Source organism: Prosthecobacter dejongeii, from assembly GCF_014203045.1.
Classification (GTDB): Bacteria; Verrucomicrobiota; Verrucomicrobiia; order Verrucomicrobiales; family Verrucomicrobiaceae; genus Prosthecobacter; species Prosthecobacter dejongeii.
In genome coordinates, this window is record NZ_JACHIF010000001.1 from 200,465 (window position 1) to 216,107 (window position 15,643).

A 15,643-nucleotide genomic window follows, 5' to 3' on the forward strand; every position below is an offset into this window, starting at 1 on the left:
CTCACTTTTTGTTAAAACAGGGAGTTCTGGGTGGCTCTTACGCGGATTCACCTCACATCAACCCTTTCTCCCTGAATCATGCGTCGTGCTCCCCTTTGGATAACTTTGAAGGCTTTGGTGCTCGCTCAAATGCTCCCTCTGTCCTCACCGCTGCACGCAGCGACGGACTACAATGGAGACGGTATCTGCGATGTCTGGCAGCAGCTTTACAATGCCTGGAGCCTCCCCTCAGCCGAGGACTCGGATGGAGATGGCAGCAGCAATATCGAAGAAAGCATCGCAGGGACTGATCCCCGAAACCCCGCCGATTCCCTGCGTATCGCTCAGGCGGATTTGGTCGGGAATGAGGTGTTGCTGGAGCTGCCTTCTGCCAAGGGCAAACGCTACCAACTTCTTAGCAGTGATGCCCCTCACGGCCCCACTTGGGTGATCGAGGGCACAGCCCTCATCGGCACAGGTTCAGCGCTCCAGTTCACCACGCCAAAGGGCAGCGAAACACAGCGCAAATTTTACCGGGTGGAAACGACGGACCAGGACACGGATGATGACGGCATCAATGACTGGGCAGAGGCCCAAACGGGCACAGATCCCGCTCTCGGCACCAGTCCGGGCAATGCCTCTGGCGGCACCGCTTCCGATGCCGATGTGCTTGCCAGCCTCTTTTCCCTCACCACCACCACGGTCCCCAGCGCCACCGGTGTCCAGGAGAAAGAAGGTCTCACCTCCCGCATTCGCCTTAACCGCCCAGCGGATAAAAGCGCCATGCGACTCACCCTTGCGTATGCCAGCAGTGGCAATCCTACGCCTGCCCGTGGCAGCGCCAGCCCAGGTGACTTTACCCTCACGGTGGATCAGCCCTCCGGCCAGATCACCGGAACCGCGACCGGCAGCCTCACCCTCCCCGCAGGGGTCAGCCAGATGGATATCATCGTCCATCCCGTCTTGGACAATGCCCCCGAGGTCCCAGAACTCCTGACGCTGAACATCATCCGCCCCGGCTCCGGCCCCACCACACCGCCTCTCAATGGCACGGCCCTCATCCGCGATGCAGACCCGACCAATGAGGACAACCGCACTCTCTTCGTGGCTTACCTTGGCAAAGAAGCAGGCGTCAGCACCACCGCCACAGGCATCGCCACCGCCTTGGTCCAGGGAGACAATGACGAGGCCCAGATCAACCTCACCTTCAGCAACCTGACCTCCCCCCAAAACACCGCCTACCTGCGCGTGGACAGCGACCTAGAGATCATCAACATCGGCCTCGGCCAGGTCACGGGCAAGCAGTGGCAAATCCGCGCCGCCCAGACGAAGTTCACGGACCAAGCCATGCTCACCGCCCTCCATGCAGGGCAACTCTACATCAGCATCACCACAGCGGATAACCCCACCGGCGAAATCCGCGGTTATTTCAATAAGACTACTGGATCGACCTCTTTTGCTTACAATCCCAATCTTCACGACAGTCCGCAGCCAGGTAGCCAGAACTGGATGAATCCCACGGGAGAGGCCCTGGAACGTGATATTTGGCGTTTCCTAGACCAGTGCACCTATGGCGGAACGGACGCCCTGTATCAGGAAGTCCTGGCCAAGGTCAACACGGCAATTGCCAATGGTGGCACCTATCTGGATGGCTATCGCTCCTGGCTGAACGATCAGATGAATCCGTCCATCACACCATCTGCAAGCTTGCTGCAATTGGTGTATGCTGCGGATAACGAAGAGTTTGTTCTGCGTGGGAACAAGCCTCTCTGGTCAGGCAACGATCCTCAGTTTGCCGGTGAATCCTACACAGTCAGTTATGACAGCACATATGGCACACCGACCATTTCGACCACCGCCAACGGCACCTACAACAACAACCATCCCTTTCACAACAATCGCCGCCGTGAGCAATGGACTCTGGCGATGCAAGCAAAGGCTCAGGTGCGTCAACGCATGGCACAGGCTCTAAGTGAGATTGTCGTTATCTCTGAAATGGACACCACCGTGGAGAGCAAGCACTACGGGGCCGCTGCTTATTGGGACATGCTGGCTGAAAATGCTTTTGGCCAATACCGTACCATTCTGGAGAACGTGACTTACAGCCCGATGATGGGCGTCTATCTCAGTCATCTGAGAAACCGCGCCGAATATGTGGCCAGCGGTGTGAATTTCTTTCCAGATGAAAACTATGCCCGTGAGATCATGCAGCTTTTTAGCATCGGTCTGGTCCTGCGGCATCCCGATGGCAGCTTGGTTCTGGGACAAGATGGCCTCCCTGTGCCCACCTATGATAACACAGACATCGCCGAACTGGCCCGTGTGATGACCGGGCTGTGCCATGGTGCCAGACACGCCACAGCTTCCATCCAACGCTTTAACGGCCTTCATTTTACCGCATCGTCGCCGCAAGTGTCTCCGACCATTCAGATTCAGGGAGTCGATTACACCAGTTTCACTGAAGGAGGTGGCGACTCCTGGTGGCAGGCTCCGTGGATCTATCCCATGAAGGTGCTAGGTCGCGTCAATACCATCACGGCCAGCAACCGCCCCTTTCATGACTTTGGCACTAAGACCCTTCTGCACAATTACAGCGGCGGCACTGTTCTCACAGGAATCACAGATGCACAGTTGAACGCCCTCACCCCAGCTCAGAGCCATGCCCGAGCTGAACAGGAACTGACTGCTGCTCATAATCTGCTCGCCGGAAACCCGGCTTCCGGCACCTACAGCGGCCATCAAAATACTCCAGTAAATATCTCCCGCTGGCTCATTCAGCGCTTCACCACCTCCAATCCGAGCGCTGGTTACCTTTACCGTGTCAGTCAGATCTATCGCAGTTCCAATGGGAACTTGGGGGAAGTCTTGAAAGCCATTCTTCTCGATTATGAAGCCCGCAGTCTAGAACTTGCGGACACATCCATCTCTCATGGCCGGATGAAGGAGCCCCTGGTTCATTTCATGTCAATCATGCGGGGGTTGAAAGCCTATACAGGCCTGCCAGTCACCGCGCTCAAAGATATTTCGTTGCCCTTCAGTGTCACCGACAGCCCAAAGAACACCCCGCTAGATTTAGCTCAGGTGAATGCCTATGTGGCCAATGCCACTCGGTTCCGCTTTGATGATTCCACCAATGCACTCGGCCAGTCGCCTTTGCGGGCACCGAGTGTTTTTAACTGGTTCCTGCCCGATTATGTTGTGCCCGGACCGATGGCTGAGGCCGGAGTTTTCGCTCCAGAACTACAGATCGCATCCGAGACCAATTTGGTGAACCGCATCAATCGGCTTTGGACTTACACTTGGATGAGTCTTCCAGGGATGACGGCTCAGCCAGGAAGTGACACGGGCATCGCGGATATACCCCATGTGACCACGAACGCAGCTGTCCAGGCTAAGGTCGCTGTAGGGACAGCTCCCACAGCCGCAGGCAACTTTGCTACCTCCCGAACACTCACCTTCACTCCATCGAATTACAGCACGCCTCAGACAGTTTACGTAGCTGCCGTCGATGACAGTCAGCGAGAAGGCGCACATTCGACCACGTTGCAACATACAGCCACCAGCACGGATGCAGGTTACAATAACCCGGCTCTGCCTCCTATCAATGTCACCATCAATGACAATGAAGGCAGTTCAGGATCCGTCATCATCGAACAGAGTGACGGCATCACCATTGTTGCAGAGAATTCGATCACGGACACTTACACCGTCAAGCTAGGCAGCGCGCCATCTTCACCAGTGACGATCACGGCCAATGGTAATGCTCACCTGAATCTTTCGCCTGCCAAGCTGACGTTCACCAATGCAAACTGGAACACGCCACAAACGGTCACCGCAGCGGCTATTGATGACACCTACAGCGGTGAATTGATTCACCTGGGATTCATCGGTCACGCAGTCAACAGCGCTGATGCGAATTACAATGGTATCTCCGCGCCGAGTTTCACGGCCTTCATAGGTGACAATGACCAGGCTAGTAGCAATGGGGTCACTGTGCGCCATACCGAAGCCAACACGATGGTCACCGAAGGCGGTGCCAGCGATCAGTTTGTCGTGGCTTTGAATCGCCAGCCGACAACCGCCAATGGAGGAATTGTCACGGTATCAATCAGCTCAAATGCCAGGGTCACCCGCACTCCAGCCACTTTGACCTTCAACAGGGATACTAGCTGGTGGATTCCGCAGGTCGTGACCGTACAGGCTGTGAATGATACTGTCGCCAATGGCACTGCCAGTTTCAATCTGACTTTGACCTCTTCCGGTGGCGGCTACACCCAATCCACCACGGCCGCCATTGTGGTGAACGATGATGATGGCGCTACTGCCGGAGGCATCATCCTTGCGGAATCTGGCGGCAATACGACCATCTCTGAGAACGCTGCTTTTTCGACAGCTTCAAACGATAGCTACACGATCCGGCTTTCCAGCCAGCCGACCCAGAACGTAAGTGTGGTGATCACTCCGCAGCGACACATCTGGCCGATGTCCAACCATGCAAAGCTGATGGGTTATTTCACCTCGGACACCCCCAGTAGCACGAGCAACAGCCAGAAAGACCGTGTGATCTTTGATTATACGGATCTCATGACCCTGTATAATACCACCTTCACGGCCAATGGGGGACTGGGGGCAGATGATCCAGCGAATGTGAATGCCCATTTGGCAGCTACACTGGCGGTAGTGAACAAACTGGATCTGATGTGGTGTGGAGGTCAGATGAAGGCCCAGTGGCCAACGGCCCTGACGACGGCAGATCTGAATAACACCCTCCTAGTAAACCCGCGAAAGTCAATCGTCGCCAGCCTTCTCTATGCCTACAACACGAGCCGGGGAAGCACTGGAAATGCTTCTGCCTATGCGGGCGATGTTCGGGATCGTTGCCGTGTCGCGGCTTATCTGATCAGCATTTCACCTGCCGCGTTTACAATGAAGTAAGCACTTCGATTTTCAGGCTTCAGCCCACTCTTGCCAGCCCTCAAGTTATGAATCTTCACCTCCGCAAAACGCTGGACCGCAGCAAACCCAATCGTCGTGACTTCATGGTCCAAACCGGCTGTGCAGGATTGGGCATCACCAGCGCAGTCAATACACTGGCGCATCTACAGCTCATGGGGACAGCCGCCGCCCAAAATGCAGGTGATGACTACAAAGCCCTTGTGTGCATTTTCCTCAATGGCGGCATGGATACCAATAACCTGCTCATCCCCGTTGCAGGAACCGCCAGAACGCACTACGAAACCGGGCGAGGCATTCCTCAGTACATTGATCCGACCAAGGGTGGTGTAGCCATCCCGATGGAAGACATCACCACGGCAGGCAGCCAGATCAATCCGCTCAATGCGGTCACCGAGTATGAGCCTTCTGTAGGCTATCTGGGAGCTGACGCCAACGGCAACCGTCTGGCTGTGCATCCTGGTGCCATGCACATCAAAACGATGTTCGATGCGGAAGATCTGGCCTTTATCACCAACGTCGGAGTTCTGACCCAACCGAATGTGACGAGGGCGAATTTTAGCTCTTTGCCGGCCTCACAAAAGCCCCCGCAACTATTCTCCCACTCAGATCAGCAAACCCAATGGCAGTCGTCCATCCCAGACCGGCCGTTTAAAAATGGATGGGGAGGACGAGTGGCAGACATCCTAGATGGCATTCACAATACGGATCCGGAAGCTCTGTCAATGATGGTCTCGATCAATGGCTTTAACAGCTTTCAGGTAGGAACGACCCAGCAGCCGTATGTGATGAGCGCATCCGGGGTGACATCCTATTCAGCAACCTGGTCCGGAGGTTCTCCGAGCACTCCTTATGGCAGTGCTTTGCAGACCGCATTTACCAGCAAGAAGCCGTTCACCGCTGAATATGATCCGTTCAAATTTCCCACCACAGCCAACTCACCCTACCAGAACACCAGTCCTGGCTGGCGTCTCGCGGCTCTGGAGCAGTTACTGGGAATGAGCCACGCAAGTCTCTTTGATGAAGGCTACATCAACGTAGCCAAAAATGCGCGTGTCACCGAGGGACTCATCGGCGGAGCATTGAATCTCACCGCCAATGGAGTAACCACCACACTGGACACTCATTTCGACAACGCTTTCGCTGGCAGTGGTATCAATGGACTCACCAATGGGTTTGCCCAGCAGATGCGCATGGTAGCGCGCTTGATCGTAGGCAATTCGGTGCTGAACAACAAACGTCAGATTTTCTTTGTACAGCTCGGTGGTTGGGATACCCACACCTCCCAGATTCCAGTTTCCAACGGTGTCGCTAGGACGGATCAAAGCTACTACAGCCTGATGCTGCAACTTTCCTGTGCGATGAAAGGATTCCGCGACAGTCTTCAAGCGGCAGGGCTTTGGAATAATGTCACCTCGTTTACGGCGTCTGATTTCACCCGCACCTTTACGCCTAACAAAACAGATTCCACCGGCGGATCCGACCATGGATGGGGCGGGCACATGATGGTCATGGGTGGTGCGGTAAGGGGCAAACGAATCTACGGGACTTTCCCCAACCTCACCGTCAATGGTGGCATCGATGTGCAAGGCAACCGAGGACGTTGGATACCCACCAGTTCCGTTGATCAATATGCAGCGGTACTAGCGCGTTGGTTTGGCGTGGATACCTCCCAACTCGGGACTGTTTTCCCTAACCTGTCGCGATTCATCAATCCGTTTACACCAGCCGGGAAACTCGACTTTATGGAATAACAGTGTTTGAATTGCTTTTGCTTTTCCAATGCCAACCCTCCCCAATCGCCCTGGTCCGTATGTACTCATCCTGCTGTTCGTCATTCTTGGCGTGCTGACGTGGTGGATGCAGAAGGTGCTGACAGATCCGGCGATTCAGCAAGCGGTCCGTGAAAGTAAAGCGGAGAGGGAGAAAAGAACGCCTCAGCCTGTAGTCCCATTGCCACCTCCAGCGACTCCGGCATCGGTGCCGCAAAACCAGCCCGTCGACCCCGTGATCAACAGCCTCCATCAAGAGATGATCCAGCCAAAGACGGTGCCGGAGCGAGAAATGGAGATCCTGCAAGAGCTCATTAACCTCAATCAACGGGCACGTCCAGGTGAGGCCCTGGGAGACAATGGTGATATTACCCTCGCTTTGGTAGGAAAGGCCCCTCAAGGTATTTGGCTCCCCCGCCAGTCCCCTCGTATCCGAGATGGGCAGCTTCTTGACCGCTGGGGTACGGCCTACTGGTTTCACCCGAATTCAAGCAACCAGATCGAGATTCGATCCGCCGGCCCTGACAAGAACCTCTTCACCTCCGACGACCTCATCCTTAACGGCAGCCCCGCCGGCTTCGGCGCGACTCCTTCTGACGCGGCGCCTTGAGTGCGGTCTTTTCGGGACACTGCGTCACTTCACGATCAAATAAAAAGGCCATGCGACTCACATCACATGGCCTTTTGTTTTGAAAAGTCGAACGAATCAGTAACTGCGGGCAAAGACCACGCGCTTCTGGCTCGGTTTACCCGTCAGGAAGCACTTCCCTTCTTCAGCAAACTCATCGCTCAGTGGCACACAGCGGATGGTGACTTTCATCTCTTTGGCGATCTTGTCTTCCTCCTCATTGCTGCCAGCCCAGTGCATGAGAGCAAAGCCACCTGGGCCACTCTCTGCAAAGAACGCCTGAAACTCTTCCAGCGTCTCCATCTTCTTCATGTTCGCATCGCGCATCTCCGTGGCGCGGGCCAGTAGAGCGTCCTGGATCTCCTGAAGTTTCTCAGTCACGTCACGCAGGAAGTCTTCCTTACCGACAATCTCCTTCGCCTTTGGTCCCTGGTCGCGACGGCACACCGCCACGCTGCGGCTGGTGATGTCACGCGGCCCCATTTCGACACGCAGCGGCACGCCTTTTTTGATCCATTCCCAGTTCTTCGCGCCGCCTTGCAGGTCACGCTTATCCACGTGCACACGCAGCGGCTCGCCGCCAAAGGTTTGCGTGCGCAGGGTCTTTGCCAGCGCCTCACAGGCATCGATGACTTCCTGGCGGGTATCAGGCTTTGGCGTCACGGGAAGGATGACAATCTGATATGGAGCCACACGGGGTGGCATGATGACACCATCGTCATCGCCATGCGCCATGATCAGTGTGCCAATGAGGCGAGTGCTCATGCCCCAGCTCGTGGTGTGAGCAAACTGGCGTGTGTTGTCACGGCCCAGGAACTGGATGTTCGCTGCCTTGGCAAAGTTCTGCCCCAGGTAATGTGAAGTACCGGCCTGGATGGCTTTCTTATCCTGCACCATGGCTTCCACCGTGAAGGTATTCACCGCGCCAGGGAAACGCTCATTCTCCGTCTTCTCCCCAGGGATGACGGGAATGGCCAGATGATTGCGCAGGAAGTCGGCATACACCTTGTGCATCAGTTTGGTCTCTTCCATCGCTTCCTCATGAGTCTCGTGGGCCGTGTGGCCTTCCTGCCAAAGGAATTCCGCCGTGCGCAGAAACAGGCGCGGACGCATTTCCCAGCGCATGACGTTGGCCCACTGATTGATCAGCAAAGGCAGGTCACGGTAACTCTGCACCCAGCGGGCAAAGGCCGCCCCGATGATGGTCTCCGAAGTCGGGCGGATGACAAAAGGCTCTTCCAATTTGCCCGTGGGAATCATCTTGGTCGTTCCGTCGGGCTGCTTCTGGGCTTCCAGACGATGATGCGTCACCACAGCGCATTCCGTGGCAAAACCTTCGGCGTGTTGCGCTTCTTTCTCCAGATAGCTCAGCGGAATCAGCAAAGGAAAGTAGGCATTCACGTGCCCGGTTTCTTTAAACTTCACGTCGAGCTGCTTCTGGATGTTTTCCCACAGCCCATAGCCCCACGGCTTGATGACCATGCAACCGCGCACCTCCGAGTTTTCCGCCATGTCGGCGGCACGGACAACTTGCTGATACCACTCAGGAAAATCTTTCTCTCGGGTTGGGGAAATAGCGGGGGCTTGGCTCATGATCGGACGCGCATAGTAAGACCATTCGACGAACGGTCAATCAGGGCGTGCAGGCAAGCCACCAAAGCTCCCCCGTCCTCACGCCCACGCCTGACGCAACAGTCGCAGAAAGTTACCCGACATCACGTTTTCAATGTCCGCCTGCGTGTAACCGCGCTTCGCCAGCATCTCTGGGATGCGCACCAAGTCTGCAATCGTGTCCAGATCCTCCGGCGTCTGTTCGATGCCATAGCCACCATCCAAATCCGTGCCGATGCCGGAGTGCAGCGCATTCCCCGCCAACTGGCAAACGTGGTCAATGTGGTCACAGATGACCTCCAGCTTCAGCCCGGCGCTCTGCGGCGTGGTTTTCCCGCGCACCCAGCCCGGCACCATCATCCACGCATCCAGCGCCGCCCCCAGCACGGCCCCTCGGTCAATCAGCGCCTTGATCTGGTCGTCACTAAACTGCCGCACATCCGGCACCAGCGCACGGCAGTTGCTATGGCTCGCCCAGATCGTCCCTTGGAAAAGATCCAGCGCCTGCCAGAAGCACCCGTCCGAAAGATGCGTCACGTCCAGGATCATCCCCAGGCGATCCATTTCCTGGATCAGTTCCTTGCCACCTGCGGGCAGCCCGCCCACTTGATCATGCCCCAGGGCATAACGGCACACCCCATAGTGCGCAGGCCCCATGGCCCGCAGCCCCTGTTCCCAATGCCGCTCCAGATGCCCCACGCTGCGGATGCTGTCTGCCCCCTCCAGGCTCAGGATGTAGCCGATCGGCTTGCTTTCATTCGGCTGCCCATTCGTCCAGAGATCAATCATCGCCTCCAGTCCGCGCAGATCCGTGATCTGTCGCATCTGGCCATCCTCTTCCATCGCACGGTACCAGGCCAGTTGCCCCTGCGTCTGCGCATACGCCTGTTCAGGCGACATCCAGTTCGCCATCGGCCGCGCCCCCACCATGCAGCCAGCCAACTGCGTGGCCACACATAGGCCCATCTCCGTCTGGCGCATTTCAGGAAATGCCGTGGTCCCCAGCTCCCGCCCCTTCAAGTCCGTCATCCCCTTTTCCCGACGGCGAATCTCATGCACAGGCAGGCGGAGATCACGATTGTATTCCAGGGCATTGAGACTGAGGTCGAGGTGAGCGTCAAAGGTGAGCATGAGAGAGAAATAAACGTGAGCTAGGCGTGCCTTTATGCGCGCAGAAAGCATGCCGTTCCATATTGTCGGAACGCTCCCGCATTGACCTACGTCCACTCCTGCGAATGGTTCCCCTCCCCTAACCATGCTGACTTCCCTCACCGATCTCCCCCTGAAAAAACAAGCCGGTGAACGCGTCACCGTCCTCACCGCTTATGATTACCCCACCGCCCGCTTGCTGGATGAAGCCGGCGTGGACCTCCTGCTGGTGGGAGATTCCCTGGGCATGGTCGTTCTGGGGCTGCCAGATACCACCGGAGTCACCCTGGACATGATGCGCCACCACACCGCCGCCGTGCGCCGGGGCGTCAAACGCGTGCCAGTCATCTCCGATCTGCCTTTTCACACCTACGATACCCCTGAACAAGCCCTGGCCAGCGCCCGCCTGCTCATGGAGGCCGGGGCCGATGCCGTGAAGCTGGAAGGCGGTGTCGCCTTCATCCCCCAGGTGCGTGCCATCGTCGAGGCTGGCATCCCCTTCGTCGGCCACATCGGCATGCTGCCGCAGAGCGTCGTCATCGAAGGTGGGTACAAGAAAAAGGGTAAAACCCCTGCACAGGCCGAACAACTCATCGCCGATGCCCTCGCCCTCGATGCCGCCGGTGCCTGCGCCATGGTGCTGGAAAGCGTCGTCGCTGAAGTGGCTGCTGAAATCACCCGTCAGGTCAAAGCCACCACCATTGGCATTGGCGCGGGCCCAGACACGGACGCGCAAGTCCTCGTCACCCCCGACCTCATCGGCAGCTTCCCCTGGTTCCGCCCCCCCTTCGCCAAAGCCCGCGCCGACGTCGCCAGCGAAATCCAGCGCGCCGTGAAGGAGTGGATGACCGATGTCACAGCAAAGCCAGCCCTTTAATCCAGTGCTCAGTCACTGAAAACTGAACACCGGGTGCCGAACACAGGACCACCTCACTTCCCGTGAGCTTCCTTATAGTGCTCCGCCAGTAGGTCGCGGCCAAAGTCGCCGTCAAAGCTGCGCAGCACACTATGAGGGTGGTTGGCATTGCCCTGCACATTGTCATACTCGATCAGGAAGGTCTTGCCCTGCACACGGTAGTAGTGCGGCTCGCCGCGTTCCTTGCCGCCTGCCCAGGCGAAATAAACTGGGCCATTCTTTTCAATTTCAGCCCAGGTTTCTGCCGCGATCTCAGGGCGCAGGCGGGTCAGGTATTCATCAATGATCTCGCGCAGCTTCGCCTTCTGTGTTGCATTCAGGGCCGTATCGGCCAGGCCTTCAGGCTTCAGGGGGTCCACCTTCTTGGCAGCCTCGGTCAGCATTTCTTTGGGGGCCACGGCATCAAAAAGCGCGGTTTTGAACTGCGCCTCATCCAGAGACTTCACCAGCTCGCGGCCCAGGTCTTCTTCTTTACCCAGAACGCGCAGGCCTGTCAGGGGCCCCTGACGCAGTTCGCCGGGATTTGTCCCCATGAAGGAAGGCGTGGCGCGCAGGAGCTGGCCATCCTTGATCGTGAAATTCAGGGACATGTGGTGCCCCTCAATACGCCAGCCCCAGGTCCCTTTCGGGTCAGGCGTGCCGAAAATGCTGACGAAGTACTTTTCCGGGTCACGCTTCTCACGGGCCGCCGCGCGCTTAGATTCCTCTGCCCCTTCCATTTGAAAGAGCACTTCCTCCAGGGACATGATAGTCACCGCCTTCGCCGCACCACGGAATCCCAGCCCCGTATTCATCAAAGCATGGGCCAGCAGGCGCTGCTGCGGGGTCATCTCCTTCATGGGCAGCCCCTTGCGCTCACGCGGGATGAAGTGCCAGTTGATCCGCTCTTCATCCTCAAATTTGAAGGTCGCCTTAGCTTTCTGCTCCTCATTCAAAGACAGCAGAAACACATCCGCCACCTCCGCCATCTGGGCACCTGCCTCATGGGCCCGCCCTGAGGAAAGAGAAAAGAGAACGGCACAGGCGAGCGAGGCTAGGGATAAACGCAGCATAGGAGAGTGAGGAATGACAGACACGAACGCATCAGACAAGCCGACTTTGTCACTCATCCCATGCGGAACGCATCTTATTCCAAAAGAATTCGAGGGCAAACACCCGCGATGATTGACACTCGACGCCAAAATCCTCTACTTTGATTATTCTCAAAAAAATTCCGCGAATCCCCCCGCTGCATGTATTCAAACGAAGAGTATCTCCTGGAACTGCTCACCGAGTCAGGGCTGATTTCCGCCCCTGACCTCCAAAAAGCCAAGACAAGCAAGAAGCCTAACGAGAGCTTGTTGGATTGCTTGATCAAAACGGGGGTGGTAAGCGACGAACAGGTGGCGCAAACCGTGGCCGTGAACTCTGGCATGGAGTACATTGATCTTCACGGGTTCCCTGCCAATCCTGCGCTCAAGGGGCTGATCCCCATGGATGTAGCCAAGCGTTACAAGGTGGCTCCCATCGGCATGAACGGCAGTTCCATGCAAGTGGTCGTAGCAGACCCTTATGATTTTGAGACCCTGGACGCCCTGCCTCACGTCCTTCAGCCGGACATGGAGTTTTTCTGCTCCACCCCGGCCCTCATCCAGCTCCTCCAGACCAACATTTACGGAAATGACTTTGTCACCAATCCCCGCGATAAAGACGGCAGCAGCAATGAAGGGGATGCCCCCATCATCAAGTTGGTGACCAATATCCTGCTGGAAGCCTTCAAAAACCGCGCCTCAGACATTCACATTGAGCCGTTGGAAAAAGACGTTCGCGTCCGCCTCCGCATTGACGGTGTGCTCCATGATGTGGAGCACCACCCGAAACGCCTCCACTCCTCCATCATAGCCCGCATCAAAATCATGTGCGGGTCCATGAGCATTGATGAAAAGCGCATCCCTCAGGATGGCCGCATCACAATGGCTTTCAATGACAAGGAACTAGACATGCGTGTCTCCATCATCCCCACCAACAATGGTGAGAGCGTGGTCATGCGTGTGCTGGATAAAAGCAGTCTCCGCCTGGGTCTGGCAGATCTAGGTTTCCTCTCGGATGACCAAGACACCTTCGAAAAACTCATCACCCTGCCAGACGGCATCGTGCTGGTCACCGGACCTACGGGTTCTGGTAAAACGACGACACTTTACGCCTGTCTGAACTTCATCAACCGTCCTGACCGCAAGATCATCACCGTGGAAGACCCGGTGGAATATGAGCTGGCCGGGATCAATCAGGTGATGGTCCGCGAAGATGTGGGCATGAGCTTCGGAGCCGCCCTGAAAGCCATCCTCCGTCAGGCACCCAACATCATCATGATCGGGGAAATTCGAGATCTCGAAACTGCCTCCATCGCCATCAACGCCTCCCTCACGGGCCACTTGGTCTTCAGCACCTTGCATACTAACGACGCGCCGAGTTCCGTCGCCCGTCTGGCTGACATCGGCGTGAAGCCTTTCCTCATCGCCTCCGCCGTCCGTGGCATTCTCGCTCAGCGACTTGTCCGCAAACTCTGTGGCGAGTGTAAGCAACCCTCCGGCCTCAGCGAGCGCGAATTGCGCAACCTCGGCCTGGAAGCCAGCCAGCTTTTCAATGCCAACATCATGGGGCCAAAAGGCTGCAACAAGTGCCGCGGCTCCGGCTTCAAGGGCCGAATGGTCATCGCTGAAATCTTCAAGATTGACGACGAAGTCCGCAACATGGTGAACCAGCAGCTCACCACTCCCCAGATCCGCAAACGCGCTCGTGAGCTGGGCATGCGCACCCTCCGCGAAGACGGCGTCCGCAAGGTTCTCGCCGGCTTGACCACGGCTGAAGAAGTGATCGAGGCCACCATGGCAGACGCAGATTGATGCGGCTGAACCCTGCGACTTTTTAAAACTTAGCACGACTGATTCCCCCCTATGACACCCCAGAATGTGGTAGATATGCTCGAAGCCCGGGGCCTGATTGACAATGGCCAGGCTTACGACATTACCCAGGACGCCGTCCACAATGGCAAAGAAATCCTCCAGGTGGTTCTCGATTATGGCATCTTCACCAGTGAAGATGAATTTTGGGCCCTAGTGGCCGAAGAACTCGGCGCAGACCATTTTGATCTGACCGAGTTTGAGCCCCCTACCTCCGTGGTGGGACTCATCCCCGCCGGCATGGCCCGCCTCTACGGGGCCTTCCCCATCACGCTCGATGGCCGCGGCCTCCACGTCGCTTTTACAGATCCGCTCAATCCGCAGCTCGTTGAAGATCTGCGTTTCGGTCTCGATAAGATCATCGTCCCCGTCGTCGCGCGTCGCAGCCAGGTGCAGACGCTCATTGACAAACATTATGGCACGGGAGCTCCCAGCATTGATGACATCTTCGGCAATCTCAAAAACGCCGACAAAAACTCCCCAGAAATCGAGGCCAACTCCGCGCCCATCGTGAAGTTTGTGGACCTCGTGATGACCCAGGCCATCAAAGAGCGCGCTTCGGACATCCACTTTGAGCCGTTCGAGCACGAATTCAAAATCCGCTATCGCGTGGATGGTGCCCTGTATGAAATGGCCCCACCCCCGGTTCATCTGGCCACCAGCGTCATCTCCCGTATCAAGGTGATGTCGAACATGAACATCGCCGAGCGGCGCATCCCTCAGGACGGTCGTATCATGACCTCCGTCAATGGCAAGCCCGTGGACATGCGTGTCAGTTCCCTGCCCACTCAGCATGGCGAATCTGTAGTGCTTCGTGTCCTTGATCGCAGTTCCGTCAATCTGGACCTTGAGCAATTGGGCATGCCCACCCATCTCTTTGATTACATCACGGAGACGATCAATAAGCCCAACGGCATCTTCATCGTCACAGGCCCCACGGGTGCGGGCAAGACGACTACTTTGTACGCCTGCCTTCGCCGCATCAATACCATTGACACCAAGCTGCTCACCGCTGAAGACCCAGTGGAATATGAGCTGGATGGGGTCATGCAGGTGCCCGTCAACGATGCTGTCGGCCTGACCTTTGCCCGCGCCCTCCGCGCCTTCCTGCGTCAGGATCCAGACCGCATCATGGTGGGAGAAATGCGTGACAAGGAAACAGCTCAGATTGCCATCCAGGCCTCGCTCACAGGTCACTTAGTACTCAGCACTCTGCATACTAACGATGCTGCAGGTGCCGTCACACGTCTTGTGGACATGGGCGTCGAGCCCTTCCTAGTCGCCGCAACATTGGAGGGCGTCCTAGCCCAGCGTTTGCTCCGCACCGTCTGCAAAAACTGCCGTGTGGCTTACGAACCTAGCCTTTCCATCCTCAACCAACTCAATCTCAGCCAGTCAGATATCGGCGGAAAACAATTTTATACCGGCAACGGCTGCGAAAAATGCGGCGGCAGCGGCTACAAAGGGCGAAAAGGTCTCTACGAACTGCTTCATGTGAATGATCCCATTCGCGATCTCATCACCCAGCGAGCCCCCACCCTCGTGCTAAAACAAAAAGCCATCGAACTCGGCATGGCCACTCTCCGCGAAGACGGTCTTCGGAACATTTACGACGGAGAAACCACCATCGAAGAAGTGCTGAAATACACCTGATTCAAAGGCCAGAAACAGCTCATAGTCGTTTCTGCCAGCATTT

The 15,643-nt window shown here is 56.7% G+C and carries 9 protein-coding genes; 6 read left to right on the forward strand and 3 right to left on the reverse strand.

The window, feature by feature from the left end; translation table 11 throughout:
- The first annotated feature begins 78 nt into the window (after positions 1-78).
- The 3 genes from HNQ64_RS00640 to HNQ64_RS00650 are packed head-to-tail and all read left to right on the forward strand — an operon-like array spanning position 79 to position 7,314.
- Positions 79-4,914, forward strand: a complete 4,836-nt coding sequence (locus HNQ64_RS00640) for a DUF1800 family protein (protein ID WP_221305296.1) — start codon at positions 79-81, stop codon at positions 4,912-4,914.
- A gap of 47 nt (positions 4,915-4,961) precedes the next feature.
- Entirely contained in the window at positions 4,962-6,686 is a 1,725-nt protein-coding gene (locus tag HNQ64_RS00645; protein WP_184204355.1) for a DUF1501 domain-containing protein, read from the forward strand.
- A gap of 28 nt (positions 6,687-6,714) precedes the next feature.
- Positions 6,715-7,314 carry a hypothetical protein gene (locus HNQ64_RS00650; RefSeq protein ID WP_184204356.1) on the forward strand — a complete coding sequence of 200 codons (600 nt, stop codon included), beginning with the start codon at positions 6,715-6,717 and terminating at the stop codon, positions 7,312-7,314.
- A 96-nt stretch (positions 7,315-7,410) separates the two neighbouring features.
- Here the strand turns inward: HNQ64_RS00650 and proS are convergent, their stop codons facing one another.
- Both proS and HNQ64_RS00660 read right to left on the reverse strand, forming a co-directional pair.
- Positions 7,411-8,925, reverse strand: a complete 1,515-nt coding sequence (proS, locus tag HNQ64_RS00655) for a proline--tRNA ligase (protein ID WP_184204357.1) — start codon at positions 8,923-8,925, stop codon at positions 7,411-7,413.
- 78 nt (positions 8,926-9,003) lie between these two features.
- On the reverse strand, positions 9,004-10,074 hold the full coding sequence (locus tag HNQ64_RS00660; RefSeq protein WP_184204358.1) for a dipeptidase: 1,071 nt from the start codon (positions 10,072-10,074) through the stop codon (positions 9,004-9,006).
- 124 nt (positions 10,075-10,198) lie between these two features.
- Between HNQ64_RS00660 and panB the strand changes: the two genes are divergently transcribed.
- The gene (panB, locus tag HNQ64_RS00665; RefSeq protein WP_184204359.1) at positions 10,199-10,969 is read left to right on the forward strand and encodes a 3-methyl-2-oxobutanoate hydroxymethyltransferase; all 771 of its coding nucleotides are present in this window, start codon (positions 10,199-10,201) and stop codon (positions 10,967-10,969) included.
- A gap of 53 nt (positions 10,970-11,022) precedes the next feature.
- Here the strand turns inward: panB and HNQ64_RS00670 are convergent, their stop codons facing one another.
- Positions 11,023-12,117, reverse strand: coding sequence for a DUF3500 domain-containing protein (locus HNQ64_RS00670; RefSeq protein ID WP_221305297.1), 1,095 nt, complete (start codon positions 12,115-12,117; stop codon positions 11,023-11,025).
- 123 nt (positions 12,118-12,240) lie between these two features.
- Between HNQ64_RS00670 and HNQ64_RS00675 the strand changes: the two genes are divergently transcribed.
- On the forward strand, positions 12,241-13,890 hold the full coding sequence (locus HNQ64_RS00675) for a GspE/PulE family protein (protein WP_184204361.1): 1,650 nt from the start codon (positions 12,241-12,243) through the stop codon (positions 13,888-13,890).
- 51 nt (positions 13,891-13,941) lie between these two features.
- The gene (locus tag HNQ64_RS00680) at positions 13,942-15,600 is read left to right on the forward strand and encodes a GspE/PulE family protein (protein WP_184204362.1); all 1,659 of its coding nucleotides are present in this window, start codon (positions 13,942-13,944) and stop codon (positions 15,598-15,600) included.
- Positions 15,601-15,643 lie beyond the last annotated feature (43 nt).

Excerpts from the sequence above, each read along its gene's own strand:
- HNQ64_RS00645 (WP_184204355.1), top strand. The coding sequence starts at position 4,962 with ATGAATCTTCACCTCCGCAAAACGCTGGACCGCAGCAAACCCAATCGT.
- proS (WP_184204357.1), bottom strand. The coding sequence starts at position 8,925 with ATGAGCCAAGCCCCCGCTATTTCCCCAACCCGAGAGAAAGATTTTCCT.
- HNQ64_RS00680 (WP_184204362.1), top strand. The coding sequence starts at position 13,942 with ATGACACCCCAGAATGTGGTAGATATGCTCGAAGCCCGGGGCCTGATT.
- HNQ64_RS00670 (WP_221305297.1), bottom strand. The coding sequence starts at position 12,117 with ATGAGTGACAAAGTCGGCTTGTCTGATGCGTTCGTGTCTGTCATTCCT.
- HNQ64_RS00640 (WP_221305296.1), top strand. The coding sequence starts at position 79 with ATGCGTCGTGCTCCCCTTTGGATAACTTTGAAGGCTTTGGTGCTCGCT.
- HNQ64_RS00650 (WP_184204356.1), top strand. The coding sequence starts at position 6,715 with ATGCCAACCCTCCCCAATCGCCCTGGTCCGTATGTACTCATCCTGCTG.
- HNQ64_RS00675 (WP_184204361.1), top strand. The coding sequence starts at position 12,241 with ATGTATTCAAACGAAGAGTATCTCCTGGAACTGCTCACCGAGTCAGGG.
- HNQ64_RS00660 (WP_184204358.1), bottom strand. The coding sequence starts at position 10,074 with ATGCTCACCTTTGACGCTCACCTCGACCTCAGTCTCAATGCCCTGGAA.
- panB (WP_184204359.1), top strand. The coding sequence starts at position 10,199 with ATGCTGACTTCCCTCACCGATCTCCCCCTGAAAAAACAAGCCGGTGAA.